The following is a 25374-nucleotide window of genomic DNA, read 5'->3' on the forward strand; positions in this document are numbered from 1 at the left end:
GACCGGGGTAATGGCAGGCTCGCTGGGGGCGGGGAGCAGGAGGGGGGATTCTTCGCTCATGGAGGTCCTTGCTAGTCGATACGGATGTCCGTCTTCGATTATGAAGGTGAGCGAGCGATGGCCATTTGATGCTGGTCAATGAGCAAAAATCACAGACAACAAAAAACCCGCACTAGGCGGGTTTCTTGTGTCGCTTCGGGTAACTTTGCAACCACCAGAAGCTTGAAGGTGGTGCCCAGAGACGGAGTCGAACCGCCGACACGAGGATTTTCAATCCTCTGCTCTACCGACTGAGCTATCTGGGCGACGAGGTGAATTAAATAGATTTCCGGACCGCTCGTCAACGACTTTTTGAAAAAATTTTAAATTAATTCCGTCGCTTACGATTTTTGGGGTCATTCGGCCGGTGGAACGTAGCCATCCGCCTGGGCGTATTCTTCGCCGGCGAAAAACTTGTCCATCTCTGCCTGGAGGAATTTGCGGTCCTCGGCATTCATCATGTTCAGGCGCTTTTCGTTGATCAGCATGGTCTGGTGCTTCTGCCAGTCGGCCCAGGCTTTCTGCGAGATGTGTTCGAAGATGTCCTGGCCCTTGGCGCCGGGGTAGGGCGGGCGCTCCAGGCCTGGCAGTTCTTCGTTGTACTTGCGGCACATCACGGTGCGGGTCATCGGGCATCTCCTGCAATCAGTTCGTCGGCTGCACGTTCAAGCAGCTTTTTGACCGGGGCGGCGAGGCCCAGGCGCGGCGGGGTGGCGAGGTTATACCAGAGCCAGTCGGCCTCGGCCACGTGCTCGCCGACCAAGTCGACGCGCACCAGCCAGGGCTCGATTGCCAGCTGGAAGTGGCTGAAGGTATGAGTCAGGCCTTCCATGGCCCGGCTGCCTGCCAGGCGCAGGCCGTGCTGATAGGCCAGGTCGTCGAGCTGTGCGAGGTCGTCCAGCTCTGGCAGGCTCCACAAACCACCCCACAGGCCGCTGGAGGGACGGCGGTAAAGCAGGATGGCGCCTTCGTGGTTGGCCAGCAGTGGCATCAGCGTGCGCCGTTGTGGCAACGCTTTGCGCGGCTTGGGCTCGGGGTAGCGGGTTTCTTCACCGTGCAGGTGCGCCTCGCAGCCGCGCTGCAATGGACAGATCAGGCAACTGGGCTTGCTGCGGGTGCACAGCGTGGCACCCATGTCCATCATGGCCTGGGTGTAGTGGTTGGCGCGTTGCAGCGGGGTAAAACGCTCGGCGGTGGCCCACAGCTGGTTGGCCACCTTGGGCTCGCCCGGGTAGCCAGCCTGGGCGGTGTAGCGGGCCAGCACACGCTTGACGTTACCGTCGAGGATCGGCGCGCGAATGCCCATGCTGATGCTGGCGATGGCACCGGCGGTGGAGCGGCCGATGCCGGGCAGCTCGGTGAGCTGCTCGACACTGCGCGGGAATTCGCCGCCATGTTGCGCGACGACGATCTTTGCAGCCTTTTGCAGGTTACGTGCGCGGGTGTAGTAGCCCAGCCCCGTCCACAGGTGCAGCACTTCGTCCTCCGGCGCCTCGGCCAGGGCCTGCACGGTTGGCAGGGCCTGCATGAACCGGTCGAAGTAGTTGAGCACGGTGCTGACCTGGGTCTGCTGCAACATGATTTCCGACACCCACACCCGGTACGGGGTGATGCCCTGTTGCCAGGGCAGGTCGTGCCGGCCGTGCTCGTCGTACCAGTCCAGCACAGCGCTGGAGAACTGCTCGGGGCTCATCGCTTGAACAGCCCCTTGAGTGCGTCTTTTACTTCCGGGCTCACTTTGTCTCCGAGTTTCTCTTCGAGCTTTTCATCAATCTTGTCTTTCAGGCGGTTGCCGGCCAGCTTGGCGGCAACCTTGCCCATGCCGCCCTGGTCCAGGCGGCAGGCCTTGGCGCCCAGCTCCAGCGGGCCACGGCAGCGCAGCGGCACTTCAACGCCCACATAGCGTTCGTTGACCTGGCAAGCCGGGTCCGGCATGGCGCGCTGGTCGCCTTCGACGATCACGCCAACGTTGTAGTCCATGCCCAGCACGCGCAGGTCGAGGTCGCCATGGCCGTTGACGGTCAGGCCCGGGATGCGCGCCTTGAGGTCCGGGTTGCTGGCAACGCCATTGCGCACCACCAGGCTGCCGCGCAGTTCCTGGAACGGGGTGTCCTTGCCGCGTGGCTCGCCGCTCAGGGTCTTGCGGTTAAGGGTGGCGATGGCCTGGCACAGCTGCTGTTCCAGGTTGGCGTTGACCAGCACGCCATCATTGATGGTGAAGTTGGCGCTACCGTTGAGGGTGTCGACCAGGGCTTTTTGGCTGTTGCCGGTGGCGGTCAGGTCGCTGGTCAGGGTCAGCAGGCCCTTGAGCGGTGGTGCCTGGTCCTTGCCTTCGGTCTTGATGAAGTGCTCTACCGGCACCCGCTGGATGTTGGTGTTCACACCCAGTTGCGGTACGGCAGGGCGCACGTCGACTGTGCCTTTGGCTTCGAAGGTGCCGTTGTACAGCTCGCCGCGCAGGGTTTGCAGGGTCAGCAGACCGCCCTGGCCGATGGCCTTGAGCTGGGCGTCTTCGATCGGCAGCTTGTCCAGGGTCAGCGAGCCAAAGGCCAGGTCGGCTTGCAGGTCGAGGGCGCGCAGGCGGTCGACCGGCAGCAGCTTGTCGTCGCTCCAGGCTACCTGGGTCGGGGCGTTGGGCAGCGGTGTGGTGCCGGGACCGGCTACGGCGCTGGCCTCTTGCTGCTTGACCTCGGCCTGGCGCGCGGCAGTGGCGCCCTTGGCCTCTTCGCTCTTGGCGGGCAGGTAGCGGTCAGCGTCGAAGGTATCGCCCTTCAGTTGCAGGCGCAGGGCCTGCTTGGCGAAGTCTTCCACTGCCACGCGGCCACTGAAGGTGCTGTCATCCAGTTTCACCGCCAGGTCTTCCAGGGCCAGGCTGTTTGCTGTGCCTTGCAAACGGGTCACCAGTTCCAGCTTGGCGAAGGCTGCCGGGTCGTTGGTGGCCGGCAGCGGGCGGCCAATGCTGTCGAGGAAGGTGCGCAGGTTGAACTGGGCGATGGACAGGCCACCGCTCAGCTGTGGCGCCTTGTCCAGGTCACGCACATTCAGCTCGCCCAGGGCGCGCAGCTGGTTGGCCGAGACTTTCAGGCCGCTCCACGAAGCCACATTGGCTGCCAGGTCGACCAGCAGCTGGCCCTGTGCGGCGAAGGTCACGGTCTTGCCGCCGGTTGGCTCACCCGAGGTCTCGCCCGACAGGCGCATGTCTTCGAAGTTGTAGCGCTTGAGCTTGCGGTCGAAGCGCAGCTCGCCGGCCAGCTCGGTGCGGGCCTTGATGTTCGGCTCGCTGGCGCTGATGAAGGCACTGGCCTTGAGCGGAATGTTCGCGCCTTCGTGCACCGGGCCGGTGCTCAGCTGGATGCTCTCGGCGCTGAAGTTCTGGCCGGTCTTGGCATCGGTGTACTGCACGCGGGCGTTGTTAACGGTCAGGCTGTCGATGTCCAGCTTGATGGTTCGCTCGTTGCCGTCGGCAGGCGCCGGCTTCTGTTCGGCGGGTGCCTGGGCGGGGGCAGGGGCCTGCGCATCGGCAGGGGTGCCGTTCTGCGCGGGCAGCGGCTTGCCGATGTCTTCCCAGTTGCCATGGCCTTGTTCGTCGCGGGCCAGGGTCAGGTTCAGGCCTTCGACGCGCACGTCGCTCATCTGCACTTCGCGGCGCAACAACGGCAGCACACGCACGGACAGGCCGAGCATTTGCAGGTCGGCGAACGGCTCCTTGGGTTTGGCCAAGGTGGCGATGCTTGCTTCGTGCAGCTCCAGGCCCAGCCACGGGAACAGGCTCCAGCCGATGTCACCGTTGAGGGTCAGCTCGACGTGAGCCTTGTCCCGTGCCAACTGGCGAATCTCGTCTTTGTAGTCGTTGGGATCAAAGAGGTGGGTCAGGGCGAAGCCCAGCGCCACGATGATCAGCAGCAACCCGAGAAGCCCCAGTCCCAGGATTTTGCCGAACGCTTTCATGGGCGAGTCCTTGTAGTCCGTTAGTGAATTCAGGCGGCAGAGTATAACGCCGCGGTGGTTGTCCCTGCTTATTCGACTAGAGATACAGGGCATTTCCTACGTTTTCAGCAGATGGTACGGCTTTCGGCGGGCAGATGTTTGCCTGTGCCGGCCTCTTCGCGGGCATGCCCGCTCCCACAGGTACTGCACAGGCCTGAAGGGTGTTGAAGATCCTGTGGAAGCGGGCGAGCCCGCGAAGAGGCCGGCACAGGAGAGAGGACCGTTTCAGCAAAGCAAAAATTAACGATATCAGATTGCTTTCACGCCACTTGGCTCTGCTAACCTTGCGCCGCTTTGCGAGCACCCACCCTATAAGAAGGATCAGATCCATGACCAGTACCGTCGCGGCGGGGACCCCGGCCAGTGCGCCAGGCTTCCTGTCAAAGGAGCGCATCATCGCCCGCCCGGGCTTCAACCGCTGGCTGGTCCCGCCAGCTGCCCTGGCCATTCACCTGTGTATTGGCATGGCCTATGGCTTCTCGGTGTTCTGGCTGCCGTTGTCGCAAGCACTTGGCATCACCGCCCCAGTCGCCTGTGCCGCAGACATGGGCTTCATGGCCCGGATGTTCAGCGCTGAGTGCGACTGGCCGATCTCGATGCTGAGCTGGATCTACACCCTGTTCTTCGTCTTCCTCGGCTGCTCGGCGGCGGTATTGGGCGGTTGGCTGGAGCACGCCGGGCCGCGCAAGGCGGGCCTGGTGTCGGCACTGTGCTGGTGCGGCGGCATGCTGATCTCGGCCATTGGCGTAAAAACCCACCAGCTGTGGCTGATGTGGCTGGGCTCCGGCGTGATCGGCGGTATCGGCCTGGGCCTGGGCTACATTTCGCCCGTGTCGACCCTGATCAAATGGTTCCCGGACAAACGCGGCATGGCCACCGGCATGGCAATCATGGGCTTCGGCGGCGGGGCGATGGTGGGTGCACCGCTGGCCACTGCCCTGATGGGGCACTTTGGCAACGAGCACGAAGTGGGCGTTTGGCAGAGCTTCGTCGCGATGGCGGCGATTTACTTCGTGTTCATGACGGCCGGCGCCCTGGCTTACCGCGTACCGCCGACCGGCTGGAAGCCCGAAGGCTGGACCGCCCCGGCGAAAAAAGCCGGCAACACCATGGTGACCGACCGCCATGTGCACGTCAGTGTGGCCTGGAAGACCCCTCAATTTGCCCTGATCTGGCTGGTGCTGTGCCTGAACGTGTCGGCGGGCATCGGTATTCTTGGCATGGCTTCGCCCCTGCTGCAGGAAGTGTTCGCCGGCAAATTGCTGGGTAACGAACTGACCTTCAGCCAGCTGAATGCTGCCCAGCTGGCGCAGATCGCCGCGATCGCTGCCGGCTTCACCGGCCTGCTGAGCCTGTTCAACATCGGCGGGCGGTTCTTCTGGGCGTCGTTCTCCGACTACATCGGCCGCAAGAACACCTACTTCGCCTTCTTCGCCTTGGGCGTAGGCCTTTACAGCCTGGTGCCGAACATGGGGCACCTGGGTAACGTGGCGCTGTTCGTGGCTGCGTTCTGCATCATCCTGTCGATGTATGGCGGCGGTTTCGCGACCGTGCCGGCGTACCTGGCTGACCTGTTCGGCACGCAGATGGTCGGCGCCATTCATGGTCGCCTGCTGACTGCCTGGGCAGCGGCGGGGGTGCTGGGGCCGGTGCTGATCACTTACCTGCGCGAGTCTCAGCTGGCCGCGGGGGTGGAGCGCGCAGCGGCTTACGACATGACCTTGTACATCCTCGCCGGCCTGCTGGTGCTGGGCTTTTTCTGCAACATGCTGGTGCGCCCGGTGGCCGACAAGCACTTCATGAGCGATGCCGAACTGGCTGCCGAGCGGGCGCTGAGCCATGACAAGGGCGCCGACAGCGCGCGGTCGCTGGAGTGGAAGGCAGCGCCGGGGAGCCTGCCGCTGGTGCTGCTGGCCTGGGCGGTGGTGGTTGTGCCGTTGGCCTGGGGGGTGTGGATTACCCTGCAGAAGACGGCGGTGCTGTTCCATTGATGGGTGATATGGCCGGTTCCTGAAGTGCACTCGATCAGTTGTAGGAGCGGCCTTGTGTCGCGATGGGCTGCGCAGCAGCCCCAGGGTTTCAGCGCTTATGCATGGATCGCCGGGGCTGCTGTGCAGCCCATCGCGACACAAGGCCGCTCCTACAAAGAGCACCTAATGCACGGTTGTATAGACCTGTATCGGCATCCAGCCCCCGTAATTGCTTGCTTTGCCATATGTCATCCGCGTTTCAAGCTGGCGCGTTCTGGGCCTATAATGGAGCCCTTTTCGCCCAATGATTTTGCGGAGCTGGTGATGGTCGAACGTAAGGCTTCCGTCGAGCGCAATACCCTGGAAACCCAGGTCAAGTGCTCGATCAACCTCGATGGCAGTGGCAAGGCCCGATTCGATATCGGCGTGCCTTTTCTTGAACACATGCTGGACCAGATTGCCCGTCATGGGCTGATCGATCTGGATATCGAGTGCAAGGGTGACACGCATATCGACGATCACCATACCGTCGAAGACGTCGGCATCACCCTGGGCATGGCATTCGCCCAGGCCATCGGTGACAAGAAAGGTATCTTCCGCTACGGCCACGCCTACGTGCCGCTGGACGAAGCGCTGTCGCGTGTGGTCATCGACTTCTCCGGCCGCCCAGGCCTGCAGATGCACGTGCCGTATACCCGTGCCAGCGTTGGCGGCTTTGATGTCGACCTGTTCCAGGAGTTCTTCCAGGGCTTCGTCAACCACGCCCTGGTAAGCCTGCACATCGACAACCTGCGTGGCCACAACACCCACCACCAGATCGAAACCGTGTTCAAGGCTTTCGGCCGCGCCCTGCGCATGGCCATCACCCTCGACGAGCGCATGGCCGGGCAGATGCCTTCCACCAAAGGGTGCCTGTAAATGCAGACGGTAGCCGTAATCGACTATGGCATGGGCAACCTGCACTCGGTGGCCAAGGCGCTTGAGCACGTCGGTGCCGGTAAAGTGCTGGTCACCAGCGATGCCGCAGTGATTCGCGAAGCCGACCGCGTGGTATTCCCGGGCGTAGGCGCGATCCGCGATTGCATGGCTGAAATCCGCCGCCTGGGCTTCGACAGCCTGGTGCGCGAAGTCAGCCAGGACCGCCCGTTCCTCGGCATCTGCGTCGGCATGCAGGCGTTGCTTGAGCACAGCGAGGAAAACACCGGTGTCGACTGCATCGGCCTGTTCCCCGGCCAGGTGCGCTTCTTCGGCAAAGACCTGCAAGAAGACGGCGAGCACCTGAAGGTGCCGCACATGGGCTGGAACGAAGTTGCCCAGACCATCGACCACCCGCTGTGGCACGACATCCCCGACCGTGCGCGTTTCTACTTCGTGCACAGCTACTACATCAATGCCGGCAAGCCGGGCCAGGTAGTCGGCCGCGGCCACTACGGCGTCGATTTTGCCGCTGCGCTGGCGGATGGCTCGCGCTTTGCCGTGCAGTTCCACCCGGAGAAGAGCCATACCCATGGCCTGCAGTTGCTGCAGAACTTCGTCGCCTGGGACGGGCGCTGGTAAATGAGCAGGTCGAAAGCCAAGGCCCCGGTCATCACGCTGGCCCCCGAGCAGGAGCGCGATGCGCTCGACACGCTCAAGCGCTTCCTCGAAGACCGTTTCGAGCTGGAGCTGGGGTCGTTCGAGGTGGCCGAGGTGCTTGAGCTGTTCAGCAAAGAAATTGCACCCCTTTATTACAACAGGGCGATTGCCGATGTTCAGCTGCACCTCAAGGAGCGGTTCGAGAGCATCGAAAGCGATCTGTGGGCACTTGAAAAGCCCTGAAACCCTAAGAACAGACAGGTTCCCAAGATGCTGATTATCCCCGCTATCGATCTGAAGGACGGTGCTTGCGTGCGCCTGCGCCAGGGCCGCATGGAAGACTCCACGGTGTTTTCCGACGACCCGGTGAGCATGGCCGCCAAGTGGGTAGAGGGTGGCTGCCGCCGCCTGCACCTGGTCGACCTCAACGGCGCCTTCGAAGGCCAGCCGGTCAACGGTGAAGTGGTTACCGCCATCGCCAAGCGCTACCCGACCCTGCCGATCCAGATCGGCGGTGGCATCCGTTCGCTGGAAACCATCGAGCATTACGTCAAGGCTGGCGTCAGCTACGTGATCATCGGCACCAAGGCGGTCAAGCAGCCTGAGTTCGTCGCCGAAGCGTGCAAGGCCTTCCCGGGCAAGGTCATCGTTGGCCTGGACGCCAAGGACGGCTTCGTCGCCACCGACGGCTGGGCCGAAGTGAGCACCGTGCAGGTCATCGACCTGGCCAAGCGTTTCGAGGCCGATGGCGTCTCGGCGATCGTCTACACCGACATCGCCAAGGACGGCATGATGCAGGGCTGCAACGTGCCGTTCACCAAGGCCCTGGCTGAAGCCACTCGCATTCCGGTGATCGCCTCGGGCGGCATCCACAACCTGGGCGACATCAAGGCCCTGCTGGACGCCAAGGCCCCCGGCATCATCGGCGCCATCACCGGCCGTGCCATCTACGAAGGCACCCTCGATGTCGCCGAGGCCCAGGCCTTCTGCGACAACTACAAAGGCTGAGGACTGAACCATGGCACTGGCCAAGCGCATCATCCCTTGCCTGGACGTGGACAACGGCCGGGTGGTCAAGGGCGTCAAGTTCGAGAACATCCGTGATGCCGGCGACCCGGTGGAAATCGCCCGTCGCTACAACGAGCAGGGTGCCGACGAAATCACCTTCCTCGACATCACCGCCAGCGTCGATGGCCGCGACACCACCCTGCATACCGTCGAGCGCATGGCCAGCCAGGTGTTTATCCCGCTGACCGTGGGCGGTGGCGTGCGCACCGTGCAAGACATCCGCAACCTGCTCAATGCCGGTGCCGACAAGGTCTCGATCAACACGGCTGCGGTGTTCAACCCGGAGTTTGTGGGCGAGGCGGCGGACCGTTTCGGTTCGCAGTGCATCGTTGTCGCCATCGATGCCAAGAAAGTGTCCGGGCCAGGCGAGACGCCGCGCTGGGAAATCTTCACCCACGGCGGGCGCAAGCCGACCGGGCTGGATGCAGTCGAGTGGGCGAAGAAGATGGAAGGCCTGGGCGCTGGCGAGATCCTGCTGACCAGCATGGACCAGGACGGCATGAAGAACGGCTTCGACCTGGGTGTTACCCGCGCCATCAGCGATGCGCTGGGCATTCCGGTGATTGCCTCGGGGGGTGTGGGTAACCTGCAGCACCTGGCTGATGGCATTCTGGAAGGGCATGCCAGCGCGGTGCTGGCGGCCAGTATCTTCCACTTTGGCGAGTACACGGTGCCTGAGGCCAAGGCCTACATGGCTTCCCGGGGCATCGTCGTTCGCTGATCCATTGATTGGGGCTGCTTTGCAGCCCTTCGCGGGCACGCCCGCTCCCACAGGTCTGGTGTGATCTCTGTGGGAGCGGGCGTGGCCGCGAAGGGCCGCAACGCGGCCCCAATTGCATCAACCGTGGTTCTTGCCGAGCAGCGCGTGGTAAAGCTCGGTATCCCCAAGAATCCCCACCACTCTGTCGTTATCCTGCAACACCAGCTTGTTGCCGGTCTGATAACGAATCTGCAGGGCCTCGCGCATGCCGATGTCGGCGTGCACCACGGTCGGCCTGCGCTCCAGCAGCTCCACATCCTGCCCCGGTGCCCAGTTCTGCATGTCCAGCCCGTTCTGGCCCTGGCGTGCACGCTTGAGCGCGCCACCTTCGCCCAGGTCCAGCCACGAATCGATACCCGGGTCCAGGCACACCGAGCCATTCACCCGTTTGCAGTTGTCCAGGCTGCGCATCAGGCTGCGGCCGCACAGCACGTTCAGCGGGTTGGTATGGGCGACGAAGGTACGCACGTACTCGTCGGCCGGGTTCAGCACGATCTCCTCCGGCTTGCTGTACTGGATGATCCGCCCGTCCTTCATGATCGCAATGCGGCTACCCAGTTTCAGCGCCTCGTCCAGGTCGTGGCTGACGAACACGATGGTCTTGCTCAGCTTGGCCTGCAGGCCCAGCAGTTCGTCTTGCAGGCCCTGGCGGATCAGCGGGTCGAGTGCCGAGAACGGTTCGTCCATCAGCAGGATGTCGGCATCCATGGCCAACGCCCGGGCCAGGCCCACGCGTTGCTGCATGCCGCCAGACAGCTCGTCCGGCTTCTTGTTGCGCCACTGGGTCAGGCCCACCAGCTCAAGCTTCTCGTCCACCAGCTTGCGCCGTTCCTTTTCCGGGCGGCCCTGCATTTCCAGGCCAAAGCTGATGTTCTCGCGTACCGTCAGCCAGGGCATCAGGGCGAACTTCTGGAACACCATGGCAATGCGCTTGGTGCGCATCATCTTCAGCTCGGCCGGGGTGCAGTGGGCAATGTCGATGTGCTTGCCTTCGTGCTCGACAAACAGTTTGCCGCGGCTGACGGTGTTGAGGCCGTTGATGCAGCGCAGCAGGCTCGACTTGCCCGAACCGGACAGGCCCATCAGCACGCAGATTTCGCCTTTCTGGATGTCCAGGTTGGCCTTTTCGACACCGACCACCAGGCCGGTCTGCTTGAGGATCTGCTCGCGGGTCTGGCCTTTGTCCAGCAGCGACAGCGCCTCGCGCGGCTTGTTGGAGAAAATGACGTCGACGTCTTCGAAACGAATGATGCTCATGCCTCACCCCTTACCGGCAGTTCCGGTTGCTTGCAGATACGGTCGAGCATGATTGCCAGCAGCACGATCGCCAGGCCCGCTTCGAAGCCCAGGGAGATATCGGCGGTGTTCAGTGCGTTGACCACAGGTTTGCCCAGGCCGTCAGCGCCTACCAGGGCGGCGATTACCACCATCGACAGCGACAGCATGATGCACTGGGTGACGCCGGCGGCGATGCTTGGCATCGCATGCGGCAGTTCGATACGGGTAAGCAGTTGGCGACGCGAGCAGCCAAAGGCCTTGCCGGCGTCCATCAGCTCCTGCGGGACGTCGCAGATGCCCAGGTAAGTCAGGCGGATTGGCGCGGCGATGGCGAACACCACGGTAGAGATCAGCCCCGGTACCACGCCCAGGCCAAACAGGGTCAGGGTAGGGATCAGGTAGACGAAGGTGGGCACCGTCTGCATCAGGTCGAGTACCGGGCGCATGGCGGTATAGAACATTGGTTTGTGCGCAGCGAGGATGCCCAGCGGCACACCGAGTAGCACGCATACCACCGTGGCGAAGGTGACCTGCGCCAGGGTTTCCATGGTTTCTTGCCAGTAACCCAGGTTGAAGATCAGCAGGAACGACAGGGCAACGAACGCGGTCAGCCCCCACTTGCGCTGGATCAGGTGCGCCAGGCCGGCGAACAGGGCGATGAGGACGAAAGGGTTGAACCAGGTCAGGGCACTGGTGACGCCATGGATCATGAATTCCAGGCCTTGCGCGATGGCGTCGAAGTAATTCGCGCCGTTCTGGGTCAGCCACTCGACGAACGACGCGATGTACTGGCCCAGGGGTATTTTCTGATCGATAAGCATGATAGCGAGCTTCCACCTGCATAGATTGAAATCAACCCGGGGCAGGCACGGTCCTGCCCCGAGGTAGCGCTATTGCGTATTTCGTTATTGCGCGAGCTGGGCCTTGGCCGCCTCCAGGCCAGGTTTGCCATCCACGGTAGTAACACCTGCCAGCCAGGCATCCAGTTTGCCTGGGTTGTCCTTGAGCCATTTCTTGGCGGCGGCCTCGGGTTTCATCTTGTCGTCCAGGACATAGCCCATCATGGTGCTTTCATCCTTGAGCTCGAACGACAGGTTCTTCAACAGCTGGCCAACGTTGCTGCATTCCTGCGCATAGCCCTTGCGGGTGTTGGTCAACACGGTCGCCTTGCCGAAGTCGGGGCCGAAGAAATCGTCCCCGCCGGTCAGGTACTGCATCTTGAAACGGGTGTTCATCGGGTGCGGTTCCCAGCCCAAAAACACCAGGGCCTCGCCGCGTTTCTGCGCGCGGTCGACCTGTGACAGCATGCCGGCCTCGCTCGATTGCACAATCTTGAAACCGGCGTCTTTCAGGCCGAAGGCGTTCTTGTCGATCATGCTCTGGATGGTGCGGTTGCCATCGTTGCCGGGCTCGATGCCGTAGATCTTGCTGTCCAGTTCCTTCTTGAACTTGGGAATGTCGGCGAAATCTTTCAGGCCCTTGTCGTACAGCGCCTGGGGCACGGCCAGGGTGTACTTGGCGTCTTCCAGGTTGGCGCGCACCGTTTCTACGGTGCCGGCGTCGCGGTACTGCTTGATGTCGTTCTCCATGGTCGGCATCCAGTTGCCGAGAAACACGTCCAGGTCCTTGCCGGTGGCCAGCGACTTGTAGGTCACCGGTACCGAGATCATGGTGGTGTGGGTCTTGTAACCCAGGGCTTCGAGCACAACGCTGGTGGTCGCGGTCGTGACTGTGATGTCGGTCCAGCCGACATCGGAGAAACGTACCGTCTGACACTGCTCGGGTTCGGCGGCCTGGGCCAGCAAGGGCGTGGACAGCAACGCAACCAGCAACAGCGAGGGTGAACCTTTCATGGATGGACTCCTGAGATTTTGTCTTCGGGTTCGCGTGGGTCGCCGGGCTTTCTGAAGGTCCGGTCGACCAGGCCTGCAGAGGGCAGGATGCGTGGCCGTGCTTTACGAGTCGCTTTCGATAATCCTCCAGCGCCGGGCAATCGCCTACTGGTAGGGTCGTATCCAGTACGGAACGGGTCGTATCCAGTAAGGGCGATGTCGCTTATGGGTTTATCCACCCCCTCGGCCGCATTTTTGCGTCACCAGGCCACCGGAAAGCGGCGTGGCGAGGGCCACATCCCGGCTACAAACAGTGCGGCGCTGCTGGACAAAAGTACGTCGGTTGCAGACGGCGAGGGGTGCGGTAAAAGCCCGATGATGCTGGCATTCAAGGCGGCCCGCTGTTTGAGCCTAGCAGTTGCCCCGCCCTGCGCATGGCGCGCAGAGACAAGCCCAGCAAGAGGTGATTCGACAATGGCCATCAGCGTGTTCGACCTGTTCAAGATCGGTGTCGGGCCCTCCAGCTCCCACACCGTCGGCCCCATGCGTGCTGGCGCTCTGTTCGTTCAGGGCCTGCGCGAACGCGGCGAGCTGGAACGTGTAAAACGGATCGAAGTGCGCCTGTATGGCTCGCTGTCGGCCACCGGTATCGGTCACGGCACCGACAACGCCACGGTCATGGGCCTGATGGGTGAATGGCCTGACGCCATTGACCCGACCCAGATCGTGCCGCGCATCGCCGACCTGCGTGAAACCAACACGCTGCAGCTCGATAGCCGTCTGCCCATCGAGTTCGTCTGGGCCCGCGACATGCTGCTGCTGGACGAGAACCTGCCCTACCACCCCAACGCCATGACCCTGATTGCCGAAGGCGAGCAGGGCGAGTTGCACCGCGACACCTACTACTCGGTGGGTGGCGGCTTTGTGGTCGATGCCGCCCAGGCCGCCAGCGGTGTGCTGGATGCCGACCAGACGGTGCTGCCGTACGACTTCAACAGCGCCGCCGAACTGCTGCGCCTGTGCAAGCAAAACGACCTCAGCGTGTCGCAATTGATGATGGCCAACGAGAAGGTCTGGCGCAGCGAAGAAGAGATTCGCGCCGGCCTGTACAAGCTCTGGGAAGCCATGCAGGAATGCGTCAACAACGGCCTTAAATACGAAGGCACGCTGCCCGGCGGGCTGAACGTGCGCCGCCGCGCTGCCAAGCTGCACCGCAGCCTGCAGGAGATCGGCAAGCCCAACGTGATCGGCTCGACCATGAGCGCCATGGAGTGGGTCAACCTGTTCGCCCTGGCGGTCAACGAAGAGAACGCCGCCGGTGGACGCATGGTTACCGCGCCCACCAATGGCGCGGCCGGCATCATCCCGGCGGTGCTGCACTACTACATGCGCTTCAGCGATGAGGTGACCGAGTCCAGCGTGGTCGACTACTTCCTGGCTGCCGCCGCCGTGGGCATCCTGTGCAAGAAGAACGCGTCGATTTCCGGTGCCGAAGTGGGTTGCCAGGGTGAAGTCGGCTCGGCTTGCGCCATGGCGGCTGCCGGCCTTGCCGAAGTGCTGGGCGGTACCCCGCCACAGGTGGAGAACGCGGCCGAAATTGCCCTGGAACACAACCTGGGCCTGACCTGCGACCCGGTCGGCGGATTGGTGCAGGTGCCGTGCATCGAGCGCAACGCGATTGCGGCGGTAAAAGCCATCAACGCGGTGCAGATGGCGCTGCGCGGCGACGGCGAGCACTTCATCTCCCTCGACCAGGTGATCCGCACCATGCGTGACACCGGGGCCGACATGCACGACAAGTACAAAGAGACCTCACGCGGTGGCCTGGCGGTCAGCGCCATCGAGTGCTGACGCGCTAATCTCGCTCTGCAGTCATCACGACGCCCCATTTTGGGGCGTTTGTGCATGACCGGCCGTCAGATGTCGCGATGAGTGTGGGCATTGTCGGTGACACTTAAAAGTGTCGTTTCTGGGCAACCACCAAGGCAGGTGTCACCAAACTGCTCAGCAGTTACACGTAGCACGCCTAGCACGGCGGTTCTGGAAGCTCTGCCAGCTTGATTGAAGCCCCTGATTTGCCGAATGAAGGCGTCGCTTTCAGGTTTTTTCGGATAGCTGTTCAATTTCCGGCACGGCGTTTGCGTTGTGATTGGCTATAAGCCCTAAACCGGGGGCCATAACAAAAATCAGTGCCCGCCTGAGGCACACCCTGCATTTGTGTGAGGAGAAATCGCGATGACGTCGTACACCTCCGGGAATCCAACCCAGAACCGCACAGCACCCCAGTCCATCGGGTTTCTTCTACTGGACAATTTCACCCTGATTTCCCTGGCATCGGCCGTCGAGCCGCTGCGCATGGCCAACCAGCTGTCCGGCCGTGAGCTGTACCGCTGGCATACCCTGACAGTCGACGGCGGCCAGGTCTGGGCCAGCGACGGCCTGCAGATCACCCCCGATGCCGCCATGCACAGCGCGCCGCCCATCGATACCGTGATCGTCTGCGGTGGCGTGGGCATCCAGCGCACTGTTACCCGTGAGCATGTCACCTGGCTGCAGGCCCAGGCCCGTCAGTCGCGCCGCCTGGGTGCGGTGTGCACCGGCAGCTGGGCCCTGGCCTGCGCCGGCCTGCTCGACGGTTTCGATTGCAGCGTGCACTGGGAGTGCCTGGCGGCCATGCAGGAGGCCTACCCGCGGGTGAACATGAGCACCCGCCTGTTCACCCTCGACCGTAACCGCTTCACCAGCTCCGGCGGCACTGCGCCGCTGGACATGATGTTGCACCTGATCAGCCGCGACCATGGCCGCGAACTGTCGGCGGCCATCTCCGAAATGTTCGTCTACGAGCGCATCCGCAACGAGCAGGACCACCAGCGCGTGCCGCTCAAGCACATGCTGGGTACCAACCAGCCGAAGCTGCAGGAAATCGTCGCGCTGATGGAGGCCAACCTCGAAGAGCCGATCGACCTGGACGAACTGGCGGTGTACGTAGCCGTGTCGCGACGCCAGCTTGAGCGGTTGTTCCAGAAGTACCTGCACTGCTCGCCATCGCGCTACTACCTGAAACTGCGCCTGATCCGTGCGCGGCAGCTGCTGAAGCAGACGCCGATGTCGATCATCGAGGTGGCGTCAGTGTGTGGGTTTGTGTCCACGCCACACTTCTCCAAGTGCTACCGCGAGTACTTCGGCATTCCGCCCCGTGACGAGCGCGTGGGTTCCAACACTGCGCAGCAGGTAGCGATGATGCCGATTCCGCAGGCCATGACCCTGTCGCCGCACAGTGGGCCGATGGCGGCCCTGAGCCAGGCGCGCAACGAGTCGACCTTTGCCAGCGTAAGGCTCTGACACCGCGCCGACTGCTTCGCGGGCACGCCCGCTCCCACAGGTACTGCACAGCCGTCGAAACCTGTGCAGTACTTTGTGGGCTCCCACAGGTACAGCACAGCCCTCGAAACCGGTGCAGTACTCTGTGGGAGCGGGCATGCCCGCGAAGAGGCCAGCACCGGCAACACAAATCCATCGGTTGATAATGATTCTCGACTACAGGTAACATCGCCGCCCCCGAAAACCTCTGGCATACCCCTCCGTGGCGGACGACAAACTCCAGCTCTACCTGGCCCACCGGGCGGCATTGCTTGACTACGCCGCGCCGATCGTCGGCTGCCGCGCCCGCGCGGAGGATGTCGTGCAGGAAGCATGGCTGCGCTTCAGCCGCCAACAGGACGATGCCGACATTCGTCACCCGGCCAGCTACCTGTACCGCATCGTGCGCAACCTGGCACTCGATCAGACCCGCCGTACCGCCACCGAAAAAGCCCAACCCAACGGTGATGAGATACTTGCCGAGCTGCCCTCGACCAGCGCCTCGCCCGAGCAGGCGGTCACCCAGCAGAATGAACTCAGCGCCATCAGCCGCGCCCTCGAAGAATTGCCCCAGCGCACCCGCGTGGCGTTCGAGATGCACCGCCTGGGCGGCCATACCCTGCAAGAGGTGGCCAACCACCTGAACGTTTCCGTCAGCCTGGTGCACCAACTGGTGCGCGATGCCCTGAGCCATTGCATGGCGCGCCTGGAGGATGACCTGTGAAAAAACGCCAGGCTGGTGCGTCCTTTGCCGAGCGGGGTATCTCTGTGCGACCCTGCGCGCCCTTCAGCCCTCAGGAGACTTGCCCGACATGACGTCCGCAGCCCCCCAATCCAGCCGCCGCGAGCAGGCCCTGGACTGGCTCCTGCGCCTGCAGCAGTCGCCTGACGATCCTCAGCTAAGGGGCGAGTTCGAGCAATGGTGCGCCAGTGACACGGCCAATGCCCAGGCCTACTACAAGGCTGAAAAGGTCTGGCAACTCACTGGCCAGCTGGCGCCGACTACCACTGCACACTGGCCCAAGGCCGAAGTACTGCCGCTACCGCCCAAGCGTAAGCCCCGGCGGCGCGGGTGGCTGGGCGTGGCGGTGGCGGCTTGCCTGTTGGTAGCCGTCGCGCCTTCCCTGAGTCTGCGCTTGCAGGCGGACTATCGCACCGCGCAGGGCGAAACCCGTGACATCACCCTGGCCGATGGCAGCGTGGTGCAGATGGACAGCGACACCGCCATCGCCGTGGACTACAGCGGCGACCACCGGGATGTGAAGCTGCTCGCCGGCCAGGCGTTTTTCGAGGTGAAGCCCGACAAGGCCAAGCCGTTCCATGTGCGAGCCGACGATGTGCGGGTGACGGTGACCGGCACGGCCTTCAATGTCGAACTGCGGCCTGGGCGGGTAGGGGTGGATGTGCAGCATGGCTCGGTACGGGTCGAGGACACTGCCGACGCACAAGTGTTGGCGGCTGCACTGACGGCCGGGCAGCGGCTGCGGTATGTCGATGGTCAGGTGCAACTGCATGCCTTCGTGCCCACGCAAGCTGCCGCCTGGCGACAAGGGCAGCTGATTGCCGACGACCAGACAGTGGCCGAGCTGGTGCAGGCGCTGGCGCCGTATATGCCAGGCAAGGTGATGCTGCGTGACGATGCACTGGGTGCCAAGCGGGTGACGGGTGTGTATGACCTGCGCAAGCCCGAGGCGGCCTTGCGAGCAGTGATCCGGCCGCATGGTGGCGAGGTACGCAGTTATGGGCCTTGGCTGCTGGTGTTGAGCAAACCTTGAAATTGCCGGGGCCGCTTTGCGGCCCATCGCCGGCAAGCCAGCTCCCACAAAGAGCGGCCAGTGCAGTATCTGTGGGAGCTGGCTTGCCGGCGATGAGGCCGGTACAGCAACCCCAATTCATTGTTTGAAAAATAATTTCCGAAATTTCTGAAAAATCCCCGCACTGCCCCGTCTTCTCCCCCGCGCGCAACAACTGATACCGATTCGTATTCTATTTTGCAGCCCGGCGATTGCCGGGGGTGGGGATGTGGGATGACTGAAACATCAAGCCGGAAGCCGCGCAGCGCGCGGGGTTGGTCGTTGCGCCTGAAAAGTGCTGGCAGCGCGGGCATGTTGGGGCTGTGTGCCCTGATGAATCAGCCGTCAGCCCATGCCCAGACAGAGGCTGAGCATGCCGAACTCACCCAGGTACATGCCTTCAGCATCCCCAGCCAGAACCTGGCCATCGCCCTGATCACCTTCGGCCAGCAAAGCGGCCTGCAGGTCAGCGTCGACCCCGATTTGCTCGAGGGCCTGGAGTCCACCGCGGTCAGCGGCAACTTCAGCAGCGAGGCTGCACTGTCGCGGCTTTTGCAAAGCAGTGGCATCACTTGGGAGTTCGAGGCGGGCACGTTCATTTTCCGCCTGCTGCACAGCGACGGCCAAGGCCCGCTGGAGTTGCACAACACCGTGGTGCTGGGGCAGACCGAAGAGAACAGCTACATGGGCGCAACGGTCATCGGCAGCAAGGCGATCAAAGCCTTCCCGGGCGCCAATGGCGACATCACCACGCTGCTGCAGATGCACCCCAGCGTGCAATTCAGCACCAGCCAGCAAAACTCCAACACGCCGGGCGAAATTGCCCCGGCGGATATCAGCATCAATGGCGCCAAGTACTACCAGAACAATTTCATGATCGACGGCATCTCGATCAACAACGACCTCGACCCTGGCGCCCACAACTTCAACGATGTGCGCCAGTTCGATTCCACCCCCAGCCGCTCCCACGGCATTGCCCTGGATGCCGACCTGCTGCAGGAAGTGAAGGTCTACGACAGTAACGTGCCGGCAGAGTATGGCGGCTTCAACGGCGGTGTTGTCGATGCGATCACCCGCCGGCCGAGCAAGGATTTTCACGGCAAACTCTCGTATGCCCTGAGCCGGTCGGCCTGGACCAGCTATCACATTACTGAAGCCGACCAGGAAAATTTCGACCTGGCCTCGGATGAGCAATACCAGCCCGAGTTCGAGAAAACCACCGTGCGCGGTATGCTCGAAGGCCACCTCACCGATGACTTCGGCGCCATCCTGGCGTTCTCGCAAAAACGCTCGGTGCTGCCGCTCAATGCCTACAGCGATGGCTACGAAGGTGGCAACGGGCCTTCGCGCAAGGACCAGACCCGCGAACTGACCAACTACATGCTCAAGACGTACTGGAGCGTGAATGACCAGCTCACCCTGGACAGCTCGTTCATCTACGGCCCTGGCGAAAACACCTACTTCCGCGCCAACCAGCGCAACTCCGGGTTCGTTACCGAAGAGGGCGGCTATCAAGGCTCGGTAAAGGCAACCTGGCTGGCTGAAAACGCCACCTGGACCCATACCTTGGCGGTGACTCGGCTGACCAGCTCGCGCGATTCCGAGCAGGACGACTACATCAACTGGTACTACTCCGACGTCAAGAACTGGGGCAAGTCGCTGAGCAACACATCCCGCAGTGCCGAGGGTGCCTATGGCGACCTCGAACAGACCCAGGACGGCCTGGACTACGCGGTGAAGGCCGAGTGGTTGCCGGTGTGGTTCGGCGGTGTGGCGCATTCCTTCGTCACGGGTATGGACCTTTCTTACAAGCGCGCTACCTGGGAGCGATCCACCGCAGCCAGCAGTGTCACCATGAACAAGCGTGACGATGGTAGCAGCTGTGCTGACGACCCTTACTGCTCTGTTGGCCAGTTGCTCAATGGCAACACACGGCAGTGGGCCAACTCCCGCATGGAGTATGAGGCGGGCAAGATCAGCCAGGACGAGAAGAAATACGCGTTCTACCTCCAGGACAGCATTCAGCTAGGCAAATTGGGCCTGCTCCCGGGTGTGCGGGTGGAAGGCGATGACTACATGGAGAAAAAGACCATCGCCCCGCGCTTTGCCGGCGACTACGACTTCTTCGGTGACCGCTCCACGGTGCTGACCTTTGGTGCCAACCGCTACTATGGCCGCAACCTGTTCAAGACCCGCCTCAACGATGGCCGCGGCCAGCTGAATGTGCGCTACCTGCGCGCCGATCAGGACTCGCCCTGGATCGAGGCAACCCGAGTGGCCAACGACACGCGCTTCTCGACCCTGAACATCCCGTATGACGATGAGCTCACCCTCGGCCTTGAGCAACTGTGGCTGAACACTTTGTTCGACCTCAAGTACGTCAACCGCAAGGGTCGCGACAAGATCGTGCGTTCCTATTCCAGTGTCGAAGACCTGCCAGAGCTGCCCGGTTACCGCAACAACTACTACATCTACACCAACCAAGGTCGCAGCGAGAGCGACACGGTGACGCTGACCGTTACCCCCCAGCAGGAACTCAAGCTGTTTGGCACCAGCACCAGCGCCCAGTTCGCGGCGGGCTGGCAGCGCAGCGAAGACTCGTACACCGACTACGACTCGATCCTGGACAGTGAAGAATATGACGGTAATGCCGTGCTCTACGACGGCAAGCGCATGGACTTTGTCGAGCTGCCGCCGAACAACTTCAACCGCCCATGGACAGCACGGCTGACCACCATTACCGAGATTCCCGCCTGGCATATGAGCATCAGCAACTTCCTGCGTTTCCGGGGCAAGTACAAGCAGATCATCGATACCGGGCGCACGGTCGACCTCGACGACGAAACCCTTAGCGTGTACGAGGCGGCACCGGTTGGCAGCGCCATGACCTGGGACATGCAGGTGTACTGGGAATTGCCTACGGCCAAGGACCAGGCCGTGTTCGCCTCGGTCGACATCACCAACGTCGCCGACAAGATCAACCCCACCGTCAGCGCCGGCAGCCAGGCCGTGACCCGCTACGAAGTCGGCCGCCAGTACTGGCTGGAAGTCGGCTACCGCTTCTAACCCTATAAAAAACCGTGGATACCCTGATGAAAAAGCTCATCGCGGGCCTGCTCGGCCCGCTGTTGCTCGGCGCCTGCGCGTCGATACCCGAACCCGACGCGTCTTTGCCCTGGGACCACCAGGTGATCCAGGGCAAGCTGGCCAACGGGCTGGCGTACCGGCTGGTGCGTGAAACAGCGCAGCCAGGCCGGCTGGACCTGCGCCTGACGGTCAAGGCCGGCTCGGTGGACGAAGCCGACGACCAGGTCGGCGTGGCCCACATGGTCGAACACCTGGCCTTCCACAGCCGTGCCGGTGGCGAGCACAACGTGCGCCAGCGCATGACCGACCTGGGCTGGGTACAGGGGCGGCACTTCAATGCCGTGACCAACTACGAACGCACCCAGTACCTGATTGGCCCACCCGCTGGCGTGCGCCAGGCGCCACAGGCATTACAGGCCTTGGCCGACCTGGCTTTCGCCCGCGACTACAACGCCCAGGACCTGGAGCGTGAACGGCCGATCGTGATCGAGGAATGGCGTGGCGGCCTGGGCGTGGCCCAGCGCATGAACGAGCAGCGCACCGCCTCCCAGCGAGTGGGCTCGCGCTACCCCGGGCACCGCACCATCGGCAACGAAGCGGCGATCCGCTCGGCCAGCCTGCAGAACCTGCAAGCCTTCCAGAACCGCTGGTACCTGCCCAACAACATGGTGTTGTCGGCGGTTGGCGATTTCGACCCCGAGGCCATGCGCGCCCAGATCGAACAGGCTTTCGGCGCGGCCAAGGCGGGCGAAGTACCGGCCCGCGAGCAACGGGAGCTGCTGTTGGACGACAAGCTGAAAGTGTTCCGCCTGCAAGACCCGCAATCGGGCAGCAACCAGGTGGCGATGCTGTTCCGTTCCCATGAACCGGATAGCCGAGGCACCACCCGCGCCGCATTGCGCGAGCGGCTGATCGACCGCATGACCCTCGCCGCGATGCTCGACAGCCTGCGTCGGCAACCGCGAGAGGCGGGGGTGCGCAGCCTGATCGCACAGAAGACCCTGATCGGTGCGCATTCCAGCGTGCTTGGTATCGCCGCCGGCGTGGAGGGCCAGGCCCATGACCAGGCGCTTCAGCAACTACTGGCCGAGACCGAGCGCCTGCGCCAGCACGGCTTCAGCGAAGCGGACATGCAGCGCGAGCGTGAGCATATCCGCGTGCTGGGCGAAAAGACCTTGGCCAAGCAAGCCCCGCGCACCTTCGAACAGTGGGTGGAACAGCTGAACAACGCCGCCGTGCAGGATGCTGCGGTAACCGACCGGCACGCCACGGCCGCGCGCTACCTTGAAGTGCTGGGCAGCATTACCCGCGATGACCTGAACGACCGCCTGCGTCGCTGGCTCGCCAGCCCTGATCGGGTGCTGCAAGTGAGTGCGCCAGGCACCTCCGAGGTTGCCTTGCCGACGGTCGCAAAGGTTGAGGCGCAGCAGGCCGAACTGGCCGTCAAATCGCTTTCGGCCCCTGTGCAGACGGCGCCCGCAACGGTTGCAGCACCCATCCTTCGAATGCCCGCTGCGGTGTCGGCGGCAGATGTCGTCGAGCGCAAGGTCTTCGCTGAGCAGCATGTCGAACACTGGCGCCTGAGCAACGGTGATCGTCTGGTCTGGCTCAAACGCAACGGCCCGGACGGCAAATCGCTGCTGCAAGCCGACTCGTCAGCAGGCTACTCCCTTGAGGATGTACCGGTCTGGCGCCTGCAAATGGCTGCGCAGCTGGGTGCCCGCAGCGGCTTGCCGGGTATGGCCCCAGAGGCGCTGGCCACCTGGCGCCAGGCCCAGCGGGCCACGCTCAGCCTCGACCATCAGCCCCAGCGTTTGACGTTCAACCTTGGCGCCGAACCTGAGCAGTTGCTGGCGCTGCTGCAAAGCTACCGCACGAGTCAGTTGGCCAGCGTCGACCCGGCCCTGTTCGCCGAGTCCCGTGACGAGCTGCTGCAACGCCTGCGCAGCCGCCCGGAGGATGTACGCGGGCTGCAGGAAAGCCGACAGCGTGTGCTCAAGTACGGCGCCGACCACTGGCAGTCGCCGGACACCCGCGCCCTCGAACAACTGACCGCCGAACAGCTGACTGCCGACTGGAAGCTGTTGGCCGGTGCGCCGGTGACCTATTACCTGATGGCGGATACGGCGCCTGAACCGCTGGAAAAAATGGTCCGTGAAATGCTCGCGACCATACCGCGCAGTGCTTCGCTGGCCAGCCAGCAAGCCTTGCAGCAGCCCGGCCAGCGCCGTGAAGACTTGGCCATCGCGCTGGAACCCCGTGTGGTATTGCAGGCCAGCAGCTTCCAGCCGCAAGCCTGGAGCCCGGAGGCGGCGGTGCGGGTGTCGGTGTTGCGCGACCTGGCCAACCAGCGCCTGAAGGCGCAGCTGCGTGGCGAGGCCTCAGGTGTATACCGCCTGCGTTTCGACAGCGAGCTGAATGCCGATACCCAGCGCGTCGAGAGCAGCCTCAGCTTCACCTGCGACCCGGCCCGGGCCGATGAGCTGTGGGCCATGGCACAGAACACCCTCGCCAGCTTGCAACCTGATGCCGAATGGGTGGTGGCCGAGCGTCGCGAACTGCTGCGCCAGGAGAGCAAACGCCGCGAAGACCCGCAAACCCAGTTCAAGCGCCTGGTCCTCAGCGACCGCCGCTGGCACGACCCACGCTACCTGCAGACCCAGGCGCAGTTGCCTGAGGCACTGACCCTGCCGGAGCTGCAACAACAGGCACGGCAGCTGTTCCCGCAGGCTAATCAGGTACAGCTGCGCCTGCTGCCCTCTGCTGCGGCGCTGGAGCAGGCACTGTGAAAACCCTGCGCACTTTCTACCGCCTCAGCCGCCCGTTCTGGCACGACCGTGGGCAATGGCCTGCCTGGCTCATGTTGGCGGCGGTGATCGGCCTGGGGTTGCTGGTGGTGCAGATCAATGTGCTGATCAACAGCTGGAGCAAGGTCTTCTACGACACCCTGGCCGCGTTCGACACCACGGGGCTGTACGGCCTGGTGGGCGAGTACGCGCTGTACCTGGGCAGCTATGTGCTGATCGTCGTGGCCATGGACTACATCCGCAAAGGGCTGGAGCTGCGCTGGCGCCAGGCGATGACCGGGCGCCTGACCGATGCCTGGCTGGCCGATCAGGCCTTCTACCGCCTGGGGCTGACCGGCGAGCCGGACAACCCCGACCAGCGCATCGCCCAGGACATCGACCTGATGGTCGGGCTGAGCATCGAGCTGGTGGCCTCGCTGGTGATCAACCTGGCGCAGGTCGGCGCGTTCATGGTGATCCTGTGGAACCTGTCGGGGGTGCAAACCTTCAGCCTGTTCGGCGAGACATTCACGGTTCATGGCTACCTGGTGTGGATCGTGCTGGCCTACACCTTGGTCGGCAGCCTGGTGACGCACCTGATCGGCAAGCCGCTGCACGCGTTGAACTACGAGCGCGAACACCGCGAAGCGGACTTTCGCGCCAGCCTGTTGCGCAAGCGTGACCATGCCGAGCAGATTGCGCTGTACCGCGGCGAGGCGGTCGAACGCGAGCACCTGGCCGAGCGCTTTCGCGCCATTGCCGACAACTGGCGGCAACTGATGGGGCGTGAGCGTAACCTCAGCCTGTTCACCGTCTCTTATGAACGCTTGAGCCTGATCATCCCGGTGTTCGCCGCCTTGCCGGCATTCATGGCCAAGGCCATCACCCTGGGTGGGCTGATGCAGATTCGCAGTGCCTTCAACGCGGTGCACGGTTCGCTCAGCTGGTTCATCAAGCTCTACCACAAGCTGGTGCGCTGGAGCGCGGCGTTGCAGCGGCTGGAACAGTTCGAGCAGGCAATTGCTGCCAGCCGCGGGCAGGCCGTTACGGCTGTACAGGGTGACTGCCTGTGTACGCGGGGGCTGACGCTTTGCCGACCGGATGGCAGTGCCATGCTGCACAACCTGGACCTGCAAGCAGGGCAGGGCCAATGGTTGCGCCTGGGCGGGCGCAGCGGGCTGGGCAAGTCGACCTTGCTGCGCACCTTGCAGGGGCTTTGGCCTTACTGCCAGGGCGACTGGCAGCTGCCACCGGGTCGCAGCTTGCTGCTGCCGCAGAAACCCTACATGCCGCACATGAGTTTGCGCGCGTTACTGGCTTATCCACAGGTGCGGTCGATCGACGACGGGCAGTTGATCGATGTGCTGGGCAAGGTGGGGCTGGGAGGCCTGATTGGGCAACTAGACAAACAGGCTGAGTGGGAACGCGTGCTTTCCGGCGGCGAGCAGCAGCGGTTGAGCCTGGCGCGGGCGTTGCTGTACCGGCCGGATACCTTGTACCTGGACGAGGCGACCAGCCAGCTGGACCTGGACAGTGCCCGGGGTTTGCTGGAAATGCTCAGGCGCGAGTTGCCGGAATGCACAGTGGTTGGAGTGACCCACCAGGAGGGGCTGGCAAGGCTGTTTGACCGGACTGCAGAACTGGAGAAGCTGGCCGAGCCTGTCTAAGGCAGGCCAGGCCTCTTCGCGGGTGAACCCGCTTGTGTCTTGGAGAGGGAATAGAATCTGAAGTGAGAGCGGTGAATGGCAAGCTGATAACCCGAGGTGCCCAGAGCACGTGTGGGAGCAAAAGCTGCCATTCACCGTTCCACTTTGGCGAGAGCCCGAACAGTTGGATGAG

19 protein-coding genes and 1 tRNA gene are annotated in these 25374 nt (G+C 63.1%); 13 read left to right on the forward strand and 7 right to left on the reverse strand.

Going from position 1 to position 25374, the window contains the following annotated elements; all coding sequences use genetic code 11:
• Positions 1 to 229 precede the first annotated feature (229 nt).
• From AK81_RS26105 to AK81_RS26120, 4 genes are all read right to left on the reverse strand, one after another.
• Positions 230 to 305, reverse strand: a tRNA-Phe gene (locus tag AK81_RS26105).
• Positions 306 to 395: 90 nt separating this feature from the next.
• On the reverse strand, positions 396 to 668 hold the full coding sequence (locus AK81_RS26110) for an oxidative damage protection protein (RefSeq protein ID WP_043203962.1): 273 nt from the start codon (positions 666 to 668) through the stop codon (positions 396 to 398).
• Positions 665 to 1732, reverse strand: coding sequence for an A/G-specific adenine glycosylase (gene mutY, locus AK81_RS26115; RefSeq protein WP_043203964.1), 1068 nt, complete (start codon positions 1730 to 1732; stop codon positions 665 to 667). Before mutY ends, AK81_RS26110 begins: the two co-directional genes overlap by 4 nt.
• The gene (locus AK81_RS26120; protein ID WP_043203965.1) at positions 1729 to 3987 is read right to left on the reverse strand and encodes an AsmA family protein; all 2259 of its coding nucleotides are present in this window, start codon (positions 3985 to 3987) and stop codon (positions 1729 to 1731) included. Before AK81_RS26120 ends, mutY begins: the two co-directional genes overlap by 4 nt.
• Positions 3988 to 4355: 368 nt before the next feature.
• Here AK81_RS26120 and AK81_RS26125 point away from each other — a divergent pair, with 368 nt between their 5' ends.
• The 6 genes from AK81_RS26125 (at position 4356) to hisF (ending at position 9360) form a co-directional block, all read left to right on the forward strand.
• Positions 4356 to 6017: an OFA family MFS transporter gene (locus AK81_RS26125; protein WP_043203966.1), complete on the forward strand. Its 1662-nt coding sequence runs from the start codon at positions 4356 to 4358 to the stop codon at positions 6015 to 6017.
• Positions 6018 to 6320: 303 nt separating this feature from the next.
• Positions 6321 to 6914 (forward strand): imidazoleglycerol-phosphate dehydratase HisB, encoded by a 594-nt coding sequence (hisB, locus tag AK81_RS26130; protein ID WP_043203991.1) that lies wholly within the window; start codon positions 6321 to 6323, stop codon positions 6912 to 6914.
• Complete coding sequence (gene hisH, locus AK81_RS26135) at positions 6915 to 7553, forward strand: imidazole glycerol phosphate synthase subunit HisH (protein ID WP_012270092.1); 639 nt, start codon at positions 6915 to 6917, stop codon at positions 7551 to 7553. It begins immediately after the preceding gene.
• Positions 7554 to 7814, forward strand: a complete 261-nt coding sequence (locus AK81_RS26140) for a DUF2164 domain-containing protein (protein ID WP_043203968.1) — start codon at positions 7554 to 7556, stop codon at positions 7812 to 7814.
• A gap of 27 nt (positions 7815 to 7841) precedes the next feature.
• Positions 7842 to 8579, forward strand: coding sequence for a 1-(5-phosphoribosyl)-5-[(5-phosphoribosylamino)methylideneamino]imidazole-4-carboxamide isomerase (hisA, locus tag AK81_RS26145; RefSeq protein WP_043203969.1), 738 nt, complete (start codon positions 7842 to 7844; stop codon positions 8577 to 8579).
• A 10-nt stretch (positions 8580 to 8589) separates the two neighbouring features.
• Positions 8590 to 9360 (forward strand): imidazole glycerol phosphate synthase subunit HisF, encoded by a 771-nt coding sequence (gene hisF, locus AK81_RS26150; RefSeq protein ID WP_008091498.1) that lies wholly within the window; start codon positions 8590 to 8592, stop codon positions 9358 to 9360.
• A gap of 117 nt (positions 9361 to 9477) precedes the next feature.
• Here the strand turns inward: hisF and choV are convergent, their stop codons facing one another.
• From choV to AK81_RS26165, 3 genes are all read right to left on the reverse strand, one after another.
• Positions 9478 to 10656 (reverse strand): choline ABC transporter ATP-binding protein, encoded by a 1179-nt coding sequence (gene choV / locus AK81_RS26155; RefSeq protein ID WP_043203972.1) that lies wholly within the window; start codon positions 10654 to 10656, stop codon positions 9478 to 9480.
• A complete protein-coding gene (choW, locus tag AK81_RS26160; RefSeq protein WP_193393778.1) occupies positions 10653 to 11501 on the reverse strand; it encodes a choline ABC transporter permease subunit in 849 nt (282 codons plus the stop codon). The genes choV and choW overlap by 4 nt, the downstream gene beginning before the upstream one ends.
• Positions 11502 to 11582: 81 nt before the next feature.
• The gene (locus AK81_RS26165; RefSeq protein ID WP_043203977.1) at positions 11583 to 12530 is read right to left on the reverse strand and encodes a choline ABC transporter substrate-binding protein; all 948 of its coding nucleotides are present in this window, start codon (positions 12528 to 12530) and stop codon (positions 11583 to 11585) included.
• A 453-nt stretch (positions 12531 to 12983) separates the two neighbouring features.
• On the opposite strand from AK81_RS26165, the gene AK81_RS26170 reads away from it, so the two are divergent.
• The 7 genes from AK81_RS26170 to AK81_RS26200 all read left to right on the forward strand — a co-directional run bounded on the left by AK81_RS26170 (position 12984) and on the right by AK81_RS26200 (position 25202).
• Positions 12984 to 14360, forward strand: coding sequence for an L-serine ammonia-lyase (locus tag AK81_RS26170; protein WP_043203979.1), 1377 nt, complete (start codon positions 12984 to 12986; stop codon positions 14358 to 14360).
• A 384-nt stretch (positions 14361 to 14744) separates the two neighbouring features.
• Positions 14745 to 15851 carry a GlxA family transcriptional regulator gene (locus tag AK81_RS26175; RefSeq protein ID WP_043203982.1) on the forward strand — a complete coding sequence of 369 codons (1107 nt, stop codon included), beginning with the start codon at positions 14745 to 14747 and terminating at the stop codon, positions 15849 to 15851.
• Between the two features lie 241 nt (positions 15852 to 16092).
• Complete coding sequence (locus AK81_RS26180; RefSeq protein WP_043203984.1) at positions 16093 to 16593, forward strand: sigma-70 family RNA polymerase sigma factor; 501 nt, start codon at positions 16093 to 16095, stop codon at positions 16591 to 16593.
• A gap of 88 nt (positions 16594 to 16681) precedes the next feature.
• Entirely contained in the window at positions 16682 to 17644 is a 963-nt protein-coding gene (locus tag AK81_RS26185; protein WP_043203986.1) for a FecR family protein, read from the forward strand.
• 351 nt (positions 17645 to 17995) lie between these two features.
• Positions 17996 to 20728, forward strand: a complete 2733-nt coding sequence (locus AK81_RS26190; protein WP_241496118.1) for a TonB-dependent receptor — start codon at positions 17996 to 17998, stop codon at positions 20726 to 20728.
• Between the two features lie 26 nt (positions 20729 to 20754).
• Positions 20755 to 23538: a M16 family metallopeptidase gene (locus AK81_RS26195; RefSeq protein ID WP_043203987.1), complete on the forward strand. Its 2784-nt coding sequence runs from the start codon at positions 20755 to 20757 to the stop codon at positions 23536 to 23538.
• A complete protein-coding gene (locus tag AK81_RS26200) occupies positions 23535 to 25202 on the forward strand; it encodes an ABC transporter ATP-binding protein/permease (protein WP_043203989.1) in 1668 nt (555 codons plus the stop codon). The genes AK81_RS26195 and AK81_RS26200 overlap by 4 nt, the downstream gene beginning before the upstream one ends.
• Positions 25203 to 25374: the final 172 nt, after the last annotated feature.

Origin of the sequence: Pseudomonas putida W15Oct28, assembly GCF_000708715.2 — a bacterium.
In the GTDB taxonomy this organism is placed as follows: domain Bacteria; phylum Pseudomonadota; class Gammaproteobacteria; order Pseudomonadales; family Pseudomonadaceae; genus Aquipseudomonas; species Aquipseudomonas putida_R.